Genomic DNA, 17,495 nt, shown 5'->3' on the forward strand with positions numbered 1-17,495 from the left:
ATTGTAAGCCATTTTATTAAACGAGTTGATTTTTGATTAACAAATTGCATAATAACCTCCTACAAATCTTAGTTTTCTGCTTTAACTTTTCTAATCATATCTAAAACTTCCATTTTTACATCTGTTTTAACTCTAACAGTTGAGTTAGGGTTTGCAAATAAAGTTTCTGATTCATGTCCACGTTTGTCAATTAGAATCATTTTAGGTAATTCAAACTTTATAGCCTCTGTATTTGGAGTAACAACCTCTAAATTATCACCTGTTTCAATTCTATTTCTAATAGCTAAAACATATTCAGTATCAGATACTTTTTCTATAACCTTTGCTACTAATTGATGTGTTTGGCTATAAGAATTTCTATCATTATAGTTTTGTCCATCTACTCCTGGTTTTCCAAAATAGAACCCTTTAGTATATAATCTATGAGATGTTGATTCTAATTCTCTTAACCATTTCTCATCAAAAGCAAATTCTCCAGCATAATATTTGTCAACTGCTTCTCTATATGCTTTTACTACATTAGCTACATAATAGATTCCCTTCATTCTTCCTTCAATTTTTAAAGAATCTACTCCTGCATCTAAAATTTGATCTATCATATCTATTGTACATAAATCCTTTGAACTAAAGATAAATGTTCCATGCTCATCTTCAAAAACTGGCATATATTGACCTGGTCTTTTTTCTTCCATTAGAGAATATCTCCATCTGCAAGGCTGAGCACAATCTCCACGATTTGCATCTCTTCCAGTAAGATAATTACTAAGTAAACATCTTCCAGAAATAGACATACACATAGCACCATGAATAAATACTTCTAATTCTATATCAGGAACTTTAGCTCTAATTTCTTTAATATTTTCTAAAGAAATTTCTCTAGCAAGAACAACTCTCTTTGCTCCCATATCTTTCCAAATTTTTACAGAACGCCAGTTTGTATTACTAGCTTGAGTACTTACACTAATTGGAATATTAGAATTTTCTTTAACTATTTGGAATACTCCTAAATCAGCTACAATAACTCCATCTACTCCTATTTTATCTAAAAATCTAACATATTCAGGAAGAATGTCTAAATCTTCGTTATGTGGTATTATGTTTAATGTTACATAAACTTTTTTTCCAAGACTATGTGCATAATTTGCAGTTTTTTCTAATTCTTCATCTGAAAAGTTATGACTTCCAGCTCTTAGGTTAAATATTTTTCCCCCAAGAAATACAGCATCAGCTCCATAATGAAATGCCATCTCCATTTTTTCATAGTTTCCTGCTGGTGCTAATAATTCTACTTTTTTCATTTAATAATTCCTTTCTTATCTTTTTTATACTTATAATTTTAGTCAATTGCAGTTGTAAAATCTCCAAATTTTGTAATTTCATTAAAGAATTTCAATTTAACTGTTCCAACTGGTCCATTTCTTTGCTTACCAATTATTACTTCTGTTATTCCTTTTTCTTCAGAATTCTCATTATAATAATCATCTCTATATAGGAAAACAACCATATCCGCATCCTGCTCAATGGCTCCAGATTCTCTTAAATCTGAAAGCATAGGTCTTCTGTCTGCTCTTTGCTCAGGAGCTCTAGATAACTGTGATAAAGCTATAATCGGAACATCTAATTCCCTTGCTATTCCTTTTAAGGATCTTGAAATTTCAGAAATTTCCTGTTGCCTATTTTCTCCCTTTCCTGTTCCTTTTATAAGTTGAAGATAGTCAACTATTATAACATCAAGCTGTCCTGCTATTTTTAATTTTCTTGCTATTGATCTTATTTCCAAAACATTTACATTTGGAGTATCTGCAATATTAATATTTGAGTTTGATATCTGTCCACAAGCAATACCAATATTTCCCCATTCTTTATCAAGTAAGAATCCATTTCTTATCTTTTGTAATCCAATTCCAGATTGCATAGAAATAAGTCTTTGAAGTAACTGAGAACTAGACATCTCCAGACTAAATAATAATATTCCCTTTTTCTCATGAGTTGCCATATTAAGGGCCATGTTAAGAGCTAAGGCTGTTTTTCCCATTGCTGGTCTTGCCGCTACTATTACTAGATCTGAAGGATGGAATCCACTTGTTTTATCATCAAAAGATTTAAATCCTGAAGATATTCCCGTAGTCATTCCTTTATTATTCATAACTTTTTCTAATCTTTTTATCTCATCTGAAATAGCCTGTCTCATATCAACTAAGTCTTTAGAATCCTTTGTTTCAGCTATCTTAAATATTAAACTTTCAGCTTTATCTAATATAACATCAACATCTTCATATCCTTCATATGACATTTCAACTATTTTAGTTCCTGCAGTTCCTAATTTTCTTAAAAGAGATTTTTCTTTAACAATAGCTGCATAAGAAAGAATATTTGCTGCGGTTGGAACTTCTTCTAAAATATCATAGAATATAGATTCTCCACCTATCTCATCAAATTTATTCATTTTCTTAAGTCTATTCATTACAAGTAATGGATCAATACTTTCTTGATTTCCATAACATTCAGCCATAGCATCAAATATATATCTATGTCCCACTTTATAAAAATCTTGGCTTGAAATAACTGCTGCTACTTCCCCGTAAATATCAGGCCTTAGAAATATACCTCCAAGTACTGCTCTTTCTGATTCCAAACTGCTTGGAACCGACTTTAATTTATCTAATTTTTCCATATTTTATCCTTTTGTTACTATAGTTATTTCAGCCTTTACATCTTTATGTAATTTTACTGTTACCTTGTGTTCCCCTGTACTTTTAATATTTCCATCTATTTTTTTTCTATCAATTTTTTTACCAAATTTCTTTTCAATTTCTGCAGAAATTTCTTTATTTGTAATTGCTCCAAATAATTTACCATTATTTCCAACTTTTACTTCTAAAACTAATTTTTCTTTTTCTAATAAATCTTTTACTTCTATAGCTTTTTGTTTTTCTGCTTCATCTCTTTTTGCTGCTTTTTTCTTATCATTTTCTATTTTCTTTAATGCCTCATCAGTGGCTAGGATTCCTTTGTTGTTCTTAAGAATAAAGTTCTTAGCATAACCTTCAGAAACTGATACTAATTCTCCTTTTCTTCCTTGTCCTGCTACGTCCTGTGTAAGTATTACTTTTATTTTTGCCATTTCTCTTCCTCCATTATTCTTTTGTTATTTATTTTCTTTATTATTTTCTACACCTATTTTAATTTTTATTATTCTAAAACTATATAATCCACCTAAAACAAAAGCTGTATTAGGGAAATAAAATACTACCACTATTGAAAGTATATGTTTTAAAATATCAAATCTAATTTTATTTCCTATAAGATTATATAATATTTTAGCTGCATATACAATATAAGTTATTTTTGTAATAATTAAAATATTTTTTAATAGTATACTATCTACATTAAAATACTTGTTTGCTAAAAATGGAATTATATAAAATATAACCCAAATATAAGACATATGCCAGCTTTTATAAAACTTTCTTCCTCTTGCTAAATATGTTAAATAAGTCATAAGTCCTGAATAAGAGAATATAAGAAAATATCTATAATCTTTTATAAATTTAAAAGCTAATTTTAAATCACTTTCTGACATTCCATAATTATTAATATACATATCTTCTATTAATTTTTTTATAGATTCAATATCTCCAGCAAGAAATCTCATACATATAACTACTAAAATTGTTGAGATTATTGATGTTATTATTATTCTATCAAAAATTTTAAAATGATAATTTTTAAATTTTACATATTTGAATATATAAAATATCATTTCTATTGCTAGAAACACAGATATATATAATAACACATTTTGATAACTAATTGCAGCTGTTCCTGCTAATATTACTATATTTGTAAGAATATGCTCTTTTAAAGTAAAGTCTGCTCCGTTTTTTAATTTATAGTTTGGTAACATAAATCCTGTAATTGGAACTATCATTACTAAATTATATAAAACAATTGAAATCAAACTATACTTTATCATTTTTTTATTCATCTAATTATTCTCCCTTTGAAAAGAAATCAACTACTCTAGAAAGTGTTTCATCCTCTTCTACTTCTATTTCATCTTTTTCTTCTGTAACTATATATTTCATTCTTATTTTTGATTTTGTCATTTCTTGAACTAAATCTTGTAAAGGAATATTATAATGTTCAGTTTCTAACTGATCCTTTGCAAATAAACTGTCCCCTAAACTTATATATAAATATCCTTCATCTACCTTAACAGGTTTTGCAGTTATTAGAAATGCACCATAAGGAGGTTTCTTAGATCTTGCTTTATCAACAATTTCATTCCACATAGATTTTACATCTTCTATCTTAACATTTACTTCTTCATGACTGTGAGAAGTCTCCCCTGCTTCTACTTCTTTATATATAACCTTTTCTCTAATTATTTCTTTTACTGGTTCTTTACTGCTAGTTGCAACTGTATCTTTTTTTAATAAATTATTAAGAACAACATAACCAAGTAATCTTTTATCTTCTTCATATTTAAATTTATTCAAAGAATCATATACCTTTCCAATAATAGCTAGTCCCTCTTCAACTTCTATTTCACCCTTAGTTAAAGAATCTTTTATATATCTTGCAAAATCTTTGAAGAATTTTTCAATATCAATTGACTCTTCCCATAGATTATCAAGAAAACTAACTCCATTTACCATTGACTTTGATTTTACCTTTTCATAAAAATCCTTTAAAAGACTCTTTGATGTTGCTCCAATAATTCTACTTGTTTTTTCTTCTGTTATTTCACTACCTAAACAAGAAACTATAACTCTTTCTAATACTGATATGGCATCTCTCATACTTCCACCAGATATATCATAGATAAGTTCTAAACTTCCTTCGTCTATTGTTACATTTTCAGCCTCACATATTTCTTTTAATTTATCCTTTGATTCTTTTAAAGATAAAATCTGAAAATCATATCTTTGACATCTTGAAATAATTGTAGGTAATATTTTATCTGGCTCAGTAGTTGCTAAAATAAATATTACATGTACTGGAGGTTCTTCCAATGTTTTTAAAAGAGCATTGAAAGCCTCTTTTGTTAACATATGAACCTCGTCTATTATGTATATTTTTTTTCTACCCTTACTAGGCTGATAATTTATTTTTTCTTTTAAATCTCTTATTTCGTCAATACCTCTATTTGAAGCAGCATCAATTTCTATTAAATCAATAAAGCTTCCATTGTCTATCGCTTTACAATTTTCACATTCATTACAAGGAACGCTACTAATTCCATTATTTATGCAATTTACTCCCTTTGCAATAAGTCTTGCACATGTTGTTTTTCCTATTCCCCTTGGTCCACAAAAAAGATAAGCTTGGGACATTCTTCCATTATCTAAAGAATTTTTTAAAGTTCTTATTATATCAGCTTCCCCTGCTATTTCTTCAAAGTTTTTAGGCCTATATTTTCTATATAGCGTTGTTTGCACAATAGCCCCCTTCATAAATAGAATTAGAATTAATCTAACTCATAATTTCCCATTTTTGTTCTAAGTGTATTTCTAGTAATTCCAAGTATCTCAGCAGTCTCAACCCTTTTTCCATTAGTTATTTCTAAAACTTGTCTAATAAGTTCTTTTTCAACTTTAGAAATTATATGAGTATAATAAGCAGTTTTTCCATTTGATTTATAGGCGTTTATTTCCCCTTCTATCCAATCTCCAAGAATCCAATTTTGAATATCTCCCTTTCTTTTAATAGGTTTATTTCCTAAAACATTACTTGGTAAATCTTCAATTAAAATTGATGTTCCTCTGCATAATGCTACAGCTGATTTTATTGCATTTTTTAATTCATTTACATTTCCTGGCCAATCATATCTCATGATTTTTTTCATAGCAGGTTTACTTACCCCTCTAACTGTCTTATGAAGTTCACCATTACAGTCAGCCAAATATTTATCTATTATGAATGGAATATCATCCTTTCTTTCTCTTAATGGTGGAATATTAATTTCTAAAACTCTTAATTTTAAATATAATTCTTCTATAAAGTCTCCATTAGCTATTGCTTCTTCTAAATTTGCACTTGTAGTAGCAATTATTCTAATATCTGTTTTGATTGGATCTGCTCCACCCATTCTAAAAAACTCTTTTTCTTGTAATAAATAAAGAAGTTTTGATTGAATATCTAAATTTAAGAACTCAATATTTCCTAAATGTAATGTTCCACTATTTGCTTTTTCTAAGTCTCCAGCTTGTGAGAATATAGCTCCTTCAAAGGCTCCTTTTTCATATCCAAATAATCTTCTTTCTAATAAAGAATTTTGAAATGATGTACAGTTAATACTTATAAATGGTTTTTTAGATGCATCACTAAATTGGTGAATAGCATTTGCTACACTTCTTTTCCCTGTTCCCTTTTCTCCTACTACTAAAACTGGAACTTTGTTAATAGCAACTTTTCCTATTTTTTTATAAACTTCAACTATTTCCTTAGTTTGTCCTATAAGTTTATCCCCTGTATTTTTATTTTTATCAACTCTTTCAGCTAATAATTTATGATCCTTTACAGATTTTTCAATGATTTTAATAACTTCTTCACTAGATATTGGCTTTAAAATATAATCATAGGCTCCTGCTCTTATACTTCCTGCTACAACTTTTAAGTTTGAACTTTGACCAAGTATTATTATAACAGCTTTCCTTTGAAACTCTTCAACTTTTTTTATAATATTTATTAAAGTATCTGATGGTAATTGCATTTCTTCAATTAATATACATTCATATTTCTTTTCCTTCACTGTCTCCATAAACTCTGTCACATTGTTAATTACTTTTAATTCATTATCAATATTATTTTCTAGTTTTTCTCTTAATTCATCTTCCAATCTAAAACCTAATAATCTCACTTTTTCCCCCTTGTGTTTTACATTCCTTTTAATTTAAAAGAATACTCTAATATTACTTTACCTTTTATTCTTTGGCCTCTTTTGCTTAGATAGATTTTCCAAGTTCTTCCTATAGTTTCTATTGCTGTATTTATTTCAGGAACTCCACTTCCCTTTTCCATAGATAAACTGATAACTCTACCATTTGCATCAATGTCCATTTTTACCTTGACTGTTCCTTGCATTCCTGCAAGTTCTGCTTTTTCTGGATAAATTGGTTCTTTATTTAATTTATCCCATTTAGCTATAATTTCTGCATCTTCAACTCCTAATTTATATCCACTAGGTAATCCTTCTACTTTTCCTTCCTTTACTTCTATATTTCCACTTCCATCTTTATTTTTAATCTCTAAAGCTTCATCCTTTGTTTCAGAAACAATTTTATCAATTATTTTAGAATCATTGAATATGGAACTATTTTTATTTACTCCATCACTATCTTCTCTTTCTAACTTAACTTGTTCCTTATAATTTTTCTCATCAGATTTTACAGAGTTTAATTTTTTATTAATAGCAGATTTTTTAGAAGTTAATACATCTAAAGAAGGAGTTTTTAAAGATTTTGAAATTTTCATAAGACTTAGATTTTTTTCTCTTTTTATTCTTTTTCTTTCCTCTATTAAATCTTGTTTAGTTGTATCTAAGGTTTCTCTTTTCTCAGCTTTTTTCTTATTTGGTATCGCTTTCTTTTTAGCTTTAGATGTATATTTTTGTTTTTCTAGTGCAACTAGTCCAACTTTTAATTTTTTATCCTTTACATCCTCTACTTTATCTAACCCTGGAATACAGATAAGAATTATTAAATTTATAACAATAGCCAAAGAAAATGAAACCGCATCTCTTTTTTGTATTTTCATAAATTATCTCCTATTTTAATACTGTATCAATATCTAATTCCTCTGCTCCAGCCTCTTTGGAAATTGTCATAATCTCAACAATAAATCCATAGTCTATAGATTTATCTCCACTAATAATTACATTTTTAGTTTCTGATTTTTCTAATACTTTTGCTAATTTTCCTTTAAGATTTCCTTTTTTAACTAATATTTTTTTCTTTTCTTTTCCATCTTTATATTTTAAATAAATAGTTTTCTTTCCAGTAATACTTACTTGCAATTGTTCTACAGTTTTCAATTCCCTAATTGTTGATTTAGGAAGTTCTATTTTTATCCCTGTATCCACATCTTCAAATGTTGTAGCCACTAAAAAGAATATAATAAGTAAGAAAACCACATCTATAAGAGGAGTTAATTCTAAAACGATATTTTTATTATTACGTCTTCTGAAATTTTGAAATTTCATTTTACTTACCTCCTAAAATAGTTTATTACCTCAACGCTTCCCTTTTCCATATCATTTACAATATCATCTATTTTTTTATTATAATAATTATAAATAATAAGAGCTGGTATAGCTACAAATAATCCTCCTGCAGTTGTAAATAATGCTTCTGAAATTCCCTCTGCTAATATAGAAGCATCCCCTGTTCCATGAATTGCTACAGCTTGGAAAGCTTTGATCATTCCAGTAACTGTACCTAATAATCCAATAAGAGGTGTTACATGGGCTACCATTGAAAGTATCCACATATTTTTTTCTAAACGAGGAATTTGTGCTAAAGCTTGCTCTCTTGCTTTTTCCTCTAAAACAACAATACTTTTTGTATCCTTATGACATGATCTAAATATTTCTTTAAGAACCTTACCAGTTGAACATCTAGTTTTTTCCAAATATCCAATGGCACCTTTTAAATTCCCATCTTCTAAATATTTTTCTATCTCATCTCTTAAATCATCAAATCTTCTTTTTTCTGCTACTTTAAAGTATATAAACCTTTCAATTATTACTCCTGTTCCTAGTACAGACATTAAAACTATAAAATACATTAATGCCCCACCATTTTCTATCCAATACATATTTCCTCCTAATAATCTATAAAGCTACTCCTATAGCAACTATTCCAAGTACACCTAATAAGATTTTCATAAAAGAAGAATCTTTTTCAACTTCTCCAGATAATTCTTTTTGTAAGTCATTATCTTTCCCTAAAACTTCTTGCTTCTCATTTTTCATATTTTTATCAGAAATTCTAGCTCTCATTCCCTCTACATTTTCCTTTTCTAGTTTAACTCCACTATCTTTAATTTCCCTCGTTTCAATAGTTTCCTTATTAACTCCTGTAACCTGTTTATCAAGAACTACATTGTCTGCGGCAAATAAACCTGCACTACAACTTAACATCATTATTACTAACATTTTTTTCATCTGTAATCTCCTCCTTAGCTTTAATTAAAAATTGTTCGTATTTTTTTGCAGTTTCTTTATTTAATCCCATAAGCTCATTATAATATTTATCTGACTTAATTTTATCTTCCTTACGTAAATTTAAAATTAATAACTTCTCAACTAAATATTCTAAATAAGAATCAGCTTTTGGATCTTTATACACTTCCTCATAAGCCTTTATTGCTTTATCAATATTACCTTTGATTTCATAAATTTCACAGATGTTTATTTTTGAAAGAATTACATATTTACTCTTAGGATATACAACAATTACTTTTGTAAAACCTTGTAAAGCATCATCATATTTTTTATCATTTTTATCTAAGTAAGCTATTCTAAATGTTGCTAAATCCTTATACAAACTAGCATTTAATTTTAAAGTCTCACCAAAATATCTTCTTGCTTCTTTATTATCTTTTATTTCATAACTATATTCTCCTAAATTTTTAAGAGCATAATCCTTATAGAAATCATTTTCAAGCAGAGTTTTTTCTTCTTTTAATGCTTCATTTATCATTTCTTTTTTTCTATAGTAATGAGAAAGATAATAACTTTTTTTATATTTATCATTTAATTTATTTATCCAATTTTTTCCTAAATCAATATTCCCCTTTAGAATATATATATCTAGAATTTTTTCTATTATTTTATCCTTTTCTAAAACGTCTGTTTCCTTTTCATATAAAGAGGTATATTCCTTGATTGCTCCATCATAATTTTTAAGTTTTGATAAATGCTTACCTCTTTCTAAAAGTACAGCTTTTAAATATATTGAATCTGGATAGTCTTTTAAAAACTTAGAACTTTCACTTAAATATTTTTCCTCTTCATTTAAATTTAAATAACAATTTATAGACCAGTATTCAGCTAGTTCCTTGTATCCTTTTATATCTTTAGAATTGATTATTTCTCTAAATAATTCTAAAGCTTTCTTATAATTCTTCTCAGTATAATATGAATCAGCTATTTGATATTTTGAATATGAATAGAATTTAGCATCCTTTCCTAAAATCTCATAATATTTTCTAGCATTATTATAATCTTCTAATCTATAATAGCTTATTGCAATCCTATTTAAAACTTCTAAACTTGAATAGTGATTATTTTCATCTAAATAAAGTTTCCCTTCTTTTATAGTATCTTCATATTTTTCCCACAAGAAATAGTTCTTTATAATATTAAACTTAGTTTTTTCTAAAAGAAGATTGTTTGTAGTTTTATCTAAAAGACTTTTTAACAACTTATCTGCATCTTCATAATTTCCTATTCCTATATAAGCTATCCCTTTTAAATATATATTGTCATCTGTTTTTTCTTGACTATCTAAATATTTAATTGTAACTGCATATTTTTTTTGATTTATTAAAAGATCTATTAATTTACCTCTTATCTCTTTATCATCATGATCTTTTAGATAAGTTACATATATTTTTTCAGCTGATATTAAATCATCTTTTTCTATTTCATAATCTGCAACAGCTAAATATATTTCCCTTCTATATTCTTCATCATCTTTATACAAAGTTTTATAATCTTCAAATAATTTTTCAACTAATTCCTTATCTTCTAACTCAGAAGATATAAGTATATATTTACTTATATTTTTAGCAGTTGGATAATCTTTATATATTTCTTTTATATAATGAAAAGCCTTATCATAATCTTTTAATTCATAGGCAGCATTTGATAAAACTAATCTAAGATCATTATATTTTTCACTATCTGAAACATAATCTTCTAAATACTTTTCATAATTTATAACAGCTTCATAATCTTTATTTTTATCTAAAGATAAAATAATATAGTATCTATTATTTAAGGTATAAGATCTCCCTCTTATCTTACTAAACTCTGTAATCGCCTTTGAATAATCTCCTATTTTATAAAGAGCATATGCATAGTTATATGCACTTTCATTATCTTTTCTTCCATTAATCTTCTCATAATACTCTATACCTTTTTTAAATTGTTCTCTTAGAACAAAATAATTACCTATAACCTTTGCCCCTTGATTTCTTAAATAGGTATTACTGATAGTTTCATATAATTTGAAAGCTTCTATAACTTCACCACTGTTAAGATATATTTCTATTAAAGAAACTTTTCCTTTTTCAGTATAAAGATAACCAGGAGCATTATCTGCAAGATAAGTAAAATGTTTTATTGCAGCTTCTGTATTATTTTCTTTATAACTAATAGTACCTTCTATGTATTTAGCTAACACTAAATTTTCTGGTTTTTTCTTATGCTTAAACTTATAATACTGGTTAACATAAGCAGAAGCTTCTCTATATTCTTTTATATTAACATAAGCTAGAGAAACATATAAAAAACAATCTTCATAGTTTTTACCCTTTAATGAGATTGCCTTTTCAAATTCTTTTATAGCAGATATATTATTTTCATTATCAACTAATAATATTCCTGTTCTAAATAATGCTTCTTCATAACTTTTTTTTCTTTTCTTTAATAATTCTTCGTAATAATTTGATTTTTGCACATTACCATATAATTTATTTATTCTATATAAATATGAATAAACTTCCATTCTTTCGCTTCTACCAGGTTTATAATTTTCCAAAAAGTTTTCAAAGGAATTACTTGCCTTTGAATAATCTTTATTTAAATACTGTACCTTACATATTCTTAAAGCTAAATCTTTATTATATTTTGACTCTGGATATTCTGTAATAAATTCTTTAGATTTAATAACTGCTCTATTATATTCTCCTCTTGAATACAAATTGTTTAGACTAGTTAAATCTTCTTTCATATCTGCGTAGGCAACATTTGTAACAATGGAAATAATTAAAGCAATCTTCATTAACCTTGTATTCTTCAAATTGATCACTCCTCACAATACAACTTTTTCAGTACTTCCTCCACCTTATCTAAATCTATATCTGTATTTATACAAGGTGAATCCACTATTCTATTAAATATCCCATATACATTTTGAGAAAATGCATCATAAATTCCAGAAATTAAATCCCTTTTGCAAGCTACTGCAATAATAAAATCTGGTCTTTGTTTCCTTAGATATAATCTTGCTAATGTCCCCCCTGTGGCTATCTTCACATCCACATTATATTTTTCTTTAAATTCTAAGAACTTATAAATTTTACATTTTTTACATCTAATACAATTTTCAATATTAGAAGTAATTTTATATTTACAATCATAATTTTGAATACAATGAGGCAGAAGAATTGAAATATTTTTCACATTCTCTTTTTTTAGATTTTTTAAAACTAATTTATTATTATATTTCACAAAATTTACAGCTATATTATTTTTCTTTTTTTGATCATGGATGTATCTTTCACTTAATAAATATGAAATATAATAACCACTATAAATAATCTTATGAAAAAATGTCTTGGTCATTTATTCACCCCACTAGGATTTTTTTTTATACACTAAGATTATATCATAATTTTAGACTATTTTAAACATATAAAAGTTTTACACAAAAAAAATTTGGCACAAAAATGACCAAATTTTTTTCAAAAATCTCATTAATTTTAACGCTTAAAAAACAAATATTTCAATTTTAATATTATTTGTTTATATATCTTTTAATGCTAGAGGCATAACTACATAAATGTAGTCCTCATTATTTTTACTAGTTAATCTAACAGAACTATTTGATTCTTTAAATTCTAAAGTAATAGTATCATCTTTTTCTAAATTTTGTAAAAATTCTAATAAGAATTTTACATTAAGAGATATTTTTAAATCTTCTCCAGAAAAATTAACCTCACTATCTTCATTTATCTTAGCAATGTCATTTACTCCATTAATAACCATTCTATTATCTGAAAATTTAAATATTGCTCCATTTTTAGATTCAACATTATTTTTAACAAAAATTAAAACTCTTTTGAATATTTTTAGTATATCTTCATTTGCAGTTATCATTGTTTTATTATAAAGTGCTCCACTTAATATTCCTTCATAGTTAGGGAAAGATAGCTCTATAATTCTACTAATAATCTCAACCTCACCTAAAGTAAAGTAAATTTTATTATCTCTTTTACTAATGTTTATAATTTCTTCAGAATCATTTTTCAAAAGTTTAGTTATTGCATCAACAGTATTTAAAGGAACACTTACACTTAACTTAGAGTCACTTTCAACTTCTTTCATTAAATAAGTCAAACGATAAGTATCAGTTGATATAAATCTTGCTACTTTATCAGACATATCTATTCTTATACAGTTTATCGATAGGTTGTCTGCACTTTGTGCTGCTGAAAACTTAACTTTTCCAAAAACATTTAATAATTCATTTTCTTTTATAGATAGACATTTTTCAACCTCTTCCATATTTGTATTTGAAATTGTAGGATATTCTTCCACATCCATAATAGCAAATTCTGAAGAAGAATCTTCAGTCTCTATTACTAGAGTCTCCCCATCAGTTTTTAAAGTTACAAATTCATCGGATATTTCTTTTATATATTCATCTATAAGCTGTGGTTGAAAAACCATTCTTCCTTCTTCGAATACTTCACTTTCCATCTTGGTCTTTATTGTAAGTTCTAAATTAGTACCACAGAACAAAAGTTTATTACCCTCTGTCCTCACATAAACACAAGAAAGAATTGGTCTTATTTTATTTTCTCCAATTGCCTTTTCTACGATTCTTAAATTTTTTAAAAATTCACTTCTATTAACTTTTAGAAACATGTATTACCCCCGCTTATTTCATATATAATAATTCTTCTAAATCCTTATTATATTTTTTTCTTAATTTTGTTAATGTTTTTTTCTCTAATTGTCTAACTCTTTCACGAGTTATATTAAATTCATCTCCTATTTCTTCTAGAGTATTAATATCATACCCATCTAGTCCATATCTTCTTTTTAGAATTTCTCTTTCTCTCATTTCTAAAGTATCTAAGATTTCATGAACTCTTTCCTTACCTAGTTTATCTATTATTTTTTCTTCTAAGTTTTTACTGCTACTATTAACTAGTGTATCTTCCAAATAAATATTTTCTCCAACTTCCATATTAAGAGATAAAATTTCTTGGAATTCTTGCATTATATCTTTTACTTTTTTGACCTTAACTCCTAATTCCTTAGCAATTTCTTCTTCTGTTATATAGTTACCATCTTTAACAAAATTTTTCATAATAACTTTATTCACTTTATTAAATAAATCATATTTATATGATGGTATCCTTATTTCTCGGCCTTTATTTATCACAGCTTTAGTTATTGATTGTTTTATCCACCAAACTGCGTAGGTTGAGAATCTATATCCTTTAGATAAATCGAACTTATCAATAGCATGAATAAGTCCTAAATTTCCTTCACTTATTAAATCTATAAAATTCATCCCCTTACTCATGTAATTTTTAGCCACACTAACAACTAATCTTAAATTACATACTATAAGTTGATTCTTTGCTTCTGCATCTCCTGCTTTTGCTTTTGTCAATAAAACTTCTTCTTCTGATTTTTCCAAAATTTTATATCTTCTTATATCTTTTAAGTATAACGATACTAGATCTCTTTCTTCCATAAATCCCCCATTTTAAAATTCTTCTTTTAATTCACGAGACATTAAATACTCAACCATTTCTGTCGCTTTCTTATCCTCATATAAAATTTTATAAACTGCTTCTGTTATTGGCATGCTTACCTTTAGTTTTTGAGCTTTTCCATGAACAGCTTTAACTGTTGGAACACCTTCAGCAACCATTTCCATTTCATCTAATATTTCTTTCAATGTTTTACCCTGTCCAAGTTTTTCTCCAACATGTCTATTTCTACTATGTTTACTTGCACAAGTAACTATTAAATCTCCTATTCCTGATAATCCGTTGAAAGTTTTTGGATTTGCTCCACAAGCCTCCCCGAATCTTATCATCTCTCTAATTCCTCTTGTTATAAGAGCTGCTTTTGTATTATCTCCAAATTTCAAACCATCTGCTATTCCTGCACCTAAAGCTAAGCAATTTTTAACTGCTCCTCCAAGTTCTACTCCTACCATATCTTCATTTACATAAACTCTGAATTTTGGTGAATTAAATATTTCTTGGATTATCTTAGCTTTTTCAAGTCTTCCTGATGCAACAATTGTAGTAGGCATATCATTTGCAACTTCCTCAGCATGAGTTGGTCCTGATAGCACAACTATATTTTTGTGATATTTTCCTAAAATTTCATCTTTAATAACTTCAGATAGTCTCATTTCCGTAGAAATTTCAAGCCCTTTCCCTGTATTAACTATTACCAAATCATCTCTTAGTTGATCTGAAAAAATACTTACTACACTTCTTAAAGCTTGAGAAGGAATTGAAAATATAACTGCCTTAGCATCCTTTAATAAATCTTCTTTTTCATTAGTAATATGGATGTTTTCTGGTAGCTTTACTCCTTTTAATAGCTTGTTTTCTCTTGTTCTTTGCAATTCCTGTGCAACTTCTTTTTTGTACTCCCACATATGAACTTCATAACACTTTTTCCTAGCTAAGGTTAAAGCTAATGCTGTCCCCCAGCTTCCGCAACCAACAACTACTATTTTTTCCATTTGCAACCTCTCTTTATTTAAAAACTATTTTAGACTCTGTCCCATTAAGTAATCTAGAGATATTTGCCTTATGTTTGTATATGACAAATGCTCCTATTATTGTTACTAAAATACAAAGAGCTGCCTTATCCACACCTTCTCTAACAGGTAATATGTAAACCATTATTGGTAAGATTATAGCTCCTGTAATAGATGATAATGAAACGTATCTTGTAAAATAAAGTACTATTAAAAAACCAGCCAATGCAACTAAAACTCCCTTAGGAGATAAAAATAAAAATACTCCTAAACTTGTAGCAACTCCCTTTCCACCTTTAAAGTTTAAAAAGCATGAAAAAGAGTGAGCTAATATTGCAACTAATCCTATAAAGACAACAAAAACTGAACTTGCTCCAGCTTTATATGCAATAAATACAGGTAAATAACCCTTTAAAGCATCTAATACTAAAGTGGCAATCCCATACTTGGCTCCTAAATTTCTATAAGCATTTGTAGCTCCTGAATTTTTACTTCCAACTGTTCTAATATCTATTCCCTTAAATGTTTTCCCAAGCCATACCCCGTTAGGTAGTGACCCTAATAAATAAGCTAATACTACTAAAACTATATTAATAATCATAATTATCTTTCTCCTATCTTAAAAATTTGTTTTTGTTTTTTCTCACTTCCTCTATTATAGCATTTTTCAAGCTTTTTTTCCATTATAAAAAACAGGTGCAATACTTCAAGAGATAGTCAAATTGTATACTAATTATCTACATAAGTCAACTTAAAAACACATTTAAAGGATATTATACTTAATTTTTACACAACTCCCTTTTATTTTTTCTCATTTCCGTGTATAATAGCATGTATAATCTTTAAGAAATAAAAAGGAGAATTTTGTTTTGGATACAAAAGAAACGTTTAAGGTAACACAAATTGAAAAAAATACCTATAGAATTTGGGAGCTTGGAGGGAATTATTTAACTTTGTTACTTGGAAAAAAGAAAGCAATGTTAATTGATACTGGTTTTGGATTTTATAATTCAAAGGAAATTATAGAAAAAATTACAGATTTACCACTTATTGTCGTTAATAGCCATGGTCATCTTGATCATACTGGTGGTAATTATTTATATGATGAGATATATCTTCATCACGATGATCTTAAAACTTATTCCCATTATCAAAAAGAAAAGGGATTAATGATAGATACTATGAAAAAAAGATTTGATAAGTTAAAGAAGGATTATGTTTGGCCTGAAAATTTTAGTAAAGATGAGTATGTTTCTCAAAAAACTAAGAAATTTATCTTTATGAAGGATGTTGAAAAGTTTGATTTAGGAGATAGAATTATAGAATTTACTAAAGTTCCTGGTCATACTCTTGGACAAATGGTTGCCTTTGACTATAATACTGGAATATTATTTTCAAGTGACGCTGTGGCTTCTAATCTTTGGATATATTATGATGAGGGAGTTTCTTTAATTGATTATTGTGAAAACATAGAAAAATTAAAAAAATATCCAATTAAATATATTTTAAGTGGACATCTTGATACTAAATTTCCAAGAAGAATAATAGATGCTCTTCAAGCTACTATTAAAGCTAGAAGCGCTGCTAAGAGTCGTGTATTTATTCATCCAAGAAATAAACATAAAGCTTTATTATTTAAATATAATACTGAAAACATCAAAAACTTTGAGAAAATAGATAAGATTCAAAATATGAACTTAATTTATGCTCCCAGTTTATCAACTGATTAATAAAAAAGGAATC

The 17,495-nt window shown here is 27.2% G+C and carries 17 protein-coding genes; 1 reads left to right on the forward strand and 16 read right to left on the reverse strand.

Translation table 11 applies throughout. The annotated features are described in order from the left end of the window. Window positions 1–68 precede the first annotated feature (68 nt). The 16 genes from Q7K47_01800 to plsY form a co-directional block, all read right to left on the reverse strand. Window positions 69–1,298, reverse strand: a complete 1,230-nt coding sequence (locus tag Q7K47_01800) for a U32 family peptidase (GenBank protein ID MDP0505938.1) — start codon at window positions 1,296–1,298, stop codon at window positions 69–71. 38 nt (window positions 1,299–1,336) lie between these two features. Beyond that, window positions 1,337–2,674, reverse strand: a complete 1,338-nt coding sequence (gene dnaB, locus Q7K47_01805; GenBank protein MDP0505939.1) for a replicative DNA helicase — start codon at window positions 2,672–2,674, stop codon at window positions 1,337–1,339. 3 nt (window positions 2,675–2,677) lie between these two features. Then, the gene (gene rplI / locus Q7K47_01810) at window positions 2,678–3,124 is read right to left on the reverse strand and encodes a 50S ribosomal protein L9 (protein ID MDP0505940.1); all 447 of its coding nucleotides are present in this window, start codon (window positions 3,122–3,124) and stop codon (window positions 2,678–2,680) included. 24 nt (window positions 3,125–3,148) lie between these two features. Beyond that, window positions 3,149–3,988 carry a hypothetical protein gene (locus Q7K47_01815; GenBank protein MDP0505941.1) on the reverse strand — a complete coding sequence of 280 codons (840 nt, stop codon included), beginning with the start codon at window positions 3,986–3,988 and terminating at the stop codon, window positions 3,149–3,151. A gap of 4 nt (window positions 3,989–3,992) precedes the next feature. Continuing rightward, window positions 3,993–5,444: a DNA polymerase III subunit gamma/tau gene (gene dnaX / locus Q7K47_01820; GenBank protein ID MDP0505942.1), complete on the reverse strand. Its 1,452-nt coding sequence runs from the start codon at window positions 5,442–5,444 to the stop codon at window positions 3,993–3,995. Window positions 5,445–5,473: 29 nt separating this feature from the next. Beyond that, the gene (locus Q7K47_01825) at window positions 5,474–6,865 is read right to left on the reverse strand and encodes a sigma-54 dependent transcriptional regulator (GenBank protein ID MDP0505943.1); all 1,392 of its coding nucleotides are present in this window, start codon (window positions 6,863–6,865) and stop codon (window positions 5,474–5,476) included. A gap of 17 nt (window positions 6,866–6,882) precedes the next feature. Further along, window positions 6,883–7,761: an energy transducer TonB gene (locus Q7K47_01830; protein MDP0505944.1), complete on the reverse strand. Its 879-nt coding sequence runs from the start codon at window positions 7,759–7,761 to the stop codon at window positions 6,883–6,885. Between the two features lie 10 nt (window positions 7,762–7,771). Beyond that, window positions 7,772–8,206: a biopolymer transporter ExbD gene (locus Q7K47_01835; GenBank protein ID MDP0505945.1), complete on the reverse strand. Its 435-nt coding sequence runs from the start codon at window positions 8,204–8,206 to the stop codon at window positions 7,772–7,774. Between the two features lie 5 nt (window positions 8,207–8,211). Next, window positions 8,212–8,820: a MotA/TolQ/ExbB proton channel family protein gene (locus Q7K47_01840; protein ID MDP0505946.1), complete on the reverse strand. Its 609-nt coding sequence runs from the start codon at window positions 8,818–8,820 to the stop codon at window positions 8,212–8,214. Between the two features lie 16 nt (window positions 8,821–8,836). Beyond that, a complete protein-coding gene (locus Q7K47_01845; protein ID MDP0505947.1) occupies window positions 8,837–9,169 on the reverse strand; it encodes a hypothetical protein in 333 nt (110 codons plus the stop codon). Beyond that, entirely contained in the window at window positions 9,132–12,032 is a 2,901-nt protein-coding gene (locus tag Q7K47_01850) for a tetratricopeptide repeat protein (GenBank protein ID MDP0505948.1), read from the reverse strand. The genes Q7K47_01845 and Q7K47_01850 overlap by 38 nt, the downstream gene beginning before the upstream one ends. 5 nt (window positions 12,033–12,037) lie before the next feature. Then, on the reverse strand, window positions 12,038–12,577 hold the full coding sequence (locus Q7K47_01855) for a DUF116 domain-containing protein (protein ID MDP0505949.1): 540 nt from the start codon (window positions 12,575–12,577) through the stop codon (window positions 12,038–12,040). Between the two features lie 180 nt (window positions 12,578–12,757). After that, a complete protein-coding gene (dnaN, locus tag Q7K47_01860) occupies window positions 12,758–13,882 on the reverse strand; it encodes a DNA polymerase III subunit beta (GenBank protein MDP0505950.1) in 1,125 nt (374 codons plus the stop codon). Between the two features lie 13 nt (window positions 13,883–13,895). Continuing rightward, on the reverse strand, window positions 13,896–14,723 hold the full coding sequence (locus Q7K47_01865; GenBank protein ID MDP0505951.1) for an RNA polymerase sigma factor RpoD/SigA: 828 nt from the start codon (window positions 14,721–14,723) through the stop codon (window positions 13,896–13,898). Between the two features lie 12 nt (window positions 14,724–14,735). Further along, the gene (locus Q7K47_01870) at window positions 14,736–15,734 is read right to left on the reverse strand and encodes an NAD(P)H-dependent glycerol-3-phosphate dehydrogenase (protein MDP0505952.1); all 999 of its coding nucleotides are present in this window, start codon (window positions 15,732–15,734) and stop codon (window positions 14,736–14,738) included. Between the two features lie 13 nt (window positions 15,735–15,747). After that, window positions 15,748–16,353 carry a glycerol-3-phosphate 1-O-acyltransferase PlsY gene (gene plsY, locus Q7K47_01875; GenBank protein ID MDP0505953.1) on the reverse strand — a complete coding sequence of 202 codons (606 nt, stop codon included), beginning with the start codon at window positions 16,351–16,353 and terminating at the stop codon, window positions 15,748–15,750. Window positions 16,354–16,621: 268 nt separating this feature from the next. On the opposite strand from plsY, the gene Q7K47_01880 reads away from it, so the two are divergent. Continuing rightward, window positions 16,622–17,482, forward strand: coding sequence for an MBL fold metallo-hydrolase (locus tag Q7K47_01880; protein ID MDP0505954.1), 861 nt, complete (start codon window positions 16,622–16,624; stop codon window positions 17,480–17,482). The last annotated feature ends 13 nt before the right edge of the window (window positions 17,483–17,495 follow it).

The organism is Fusobacterium sp. JB019 (assembly GCA_030673965.1).
GTDB lineage: Bacteria > Fusobacteriota > Fusobacteriia > Fusobacteriales > Fusobacteriaceae > Fusobacterium_B.

What these genes read in the sequence shown, in the direction of transcription:
- Q7K47_01845 (MDP0505947.1), bottom strand. Translation starts at nt 9,169, where the DNA reads ATGAAAAAAATGTTAGTAATAATGATGTTAAGTTGTAGTGCAGGTTTA.
- Q7K47_01840 (MDP0505946.1), bottom strand. Translation starts at nt 8,820, where the DNA reads ATGTATTGGATAGAAAATGGTGGGGCATTAATGTATTTTATAGTTTTA.
- Q7K47_01830 (MDP0505944.1), bottom strand. Translation starts at nt 7,761, where the DNA reads ATGAAAATACAAAAAAGAGATGCGGTTTCATTTTCTTTGGCTATTGTT.
- dnaN (MDP0505950.1), bottom strand. Translation starts at nt 13,882, where the DNA reads ATGTTTCTAAAAGTTAATAGAAGTGAATTTTTAAAAAATTTAAGAATC.
- Q7K47_01855 (MDP0505949.1), bottom strand. Translation starts at nt 12,577, where the DNA reads ATGACCAAGACATTTTTTCATAAGATTATTTATAGTGGTTATTATATT.
- Q7K47_01835 (MDP0505945.1), bottom strand. Translation starts at nt 8,206, where the DNA reads ATGAAATTTCAAAATTTCAGAAGACGTAATAATAAAAATATCGTTTTA.
- rplI (MDP0505940.1), bottom strand. Translation starts at nt 3,124, where the DNA reads ATGGCAAAAATAAAAGTAATACTTACACAGGACGTAGCAGGACAAGGA.
- plsY (MDP0505953.1), bottom strand. Translation starts at nt 16,353, where the DNA reads ATGATTATTAATATAGTTTTAGTAGTATTAGCTTATTTATTAGGGTCA.
- dnaB (MDP0505939.1), bottom strand. Translation starts at nt 2,674, where the DNA reads ATGGAAAAATTAGATAAATTAAAGTCGGTTCCAAGCAGTTTGGAATCA.
- Q7K47_01815 (MDP0505941.1), bottom strand. Translation starts at nt 3,988, where the DNA reads ATGAATAAAAAAATGATAAAGTATAGTTTGATTTCAATTGTTTTATAT.
- Q7K47_01865 (MDP0505951.1), bottom strand. Translation starts at nt 14,723, where the DNA reads ATGGAAGAAAGAGATCTAGTATCGTTATACTTAAAAGATATAAGAAGA.
- Q7K47_01870 (MDP0505952.1), bottom strand. Translation starts at nt 15,734, where the DNA reads ATGGAAAAAATAGTAGTTGTTGGTTGCGGAAGCTGGGGGACAGCATTA.
- Q7K47_01800 (MDP0505938.1), bottom strand. Translation starts at nt 1,298, where the DNA reads ATGAAAAAAGTAGAATTATTAGCACCAGCAGGAAACTATGAAAAAATG.